At 72.5% G+C, this 697-nt stretch carries 2 protein-coding genes; both read right to left on the reverse strand.

What is annotated here, in order from left to right; translation table 11 throughout:
• Window positions 1-236: 236 nt before the first annotated feature.
• Entirely contained in the window at window positions 237-506 is a 270-nt protein-coding gene (locus G3I71_RS45230) for a hypothetical protein (protein WP_087510174.1), read from the reverse strand.
• 5 nt (window positions 507-511) lie between these two features.
• Window positions 512-697 (reverse strand): hypothetical protein (locus G3I71_RS45235; RefSeq protein WP_164324739.1); only part of this gene is annotated, 186 nt, incomplete at its 5' end.

A 697-nucleotide genomic window follows, 5' to 3' on the forward strand; every position in this document is an offset into this window, starting at 1 on the left:
CGCGGCGGACGCGCTCGCAGGCCTCGCGCGGCCCGGCGCCGGGGGCATGACGGTCGTCGTCCCGTGAGTCGCGTGCCGCACGGGCTCAGCGGAGAGGGCGGGCGTCGAGCCGGAGACCCGCGCACCGGCGACGTCGGACCCCGCCCGACCCCTTGCGCCGGGCCGGGCGCGGCTACCTCGAGCGGTTCGAAGGGCGGTGGGCGCTTCCTGAAGGGCTTGGCGGGAGTGCCTGTCTCTCAGGACGCGCGCTTGCCGTACCGCTGACGCGCCGCCTCGCCGCTCGTCCCGACAGCAGCGCCGATCACCTTCCACGACGTGTCCGCGCGACGGGCGTTCGCGACGGCCTCGGCGATCTCACGTTCGGCCTCGGCGCGCTTGAGGGCCGCGAGCCGCAGCTGCGTGAGAGGAGAGACGGTGTCACGGTCACCGGGCTCGGGCTCGTACGCCTCGAAGCGGTCGGCCAGGTCGTCCGCCTGGGCCATCATCTCGTCCAGCGAGCGGGGCATCGGCATCACCTCAGGAACTTCGGTCGTGCGGGCATGGCGTGTGCGACGTACAGGTCGTCGTAGCGCTCGACGACGCCGACCTCGACGAGACCGCCGCTGCGGTCCGGACCGATGACCATCGTCATCCCGTCTCCCACGTCGAACAGGTCGACGTGGTTGCGTAGCGCGTGCCTGATCGAGTCCTCTGACAG

It is taken from the genome of Streptomyces sp. SID12501 (genome assembly GCF_010550245.1).
Classification (GTDB): Bacteria; Actinomycetota; Actinomycetes; order Streptomycetales; family Streptomycetaceae; genus Streptomyces.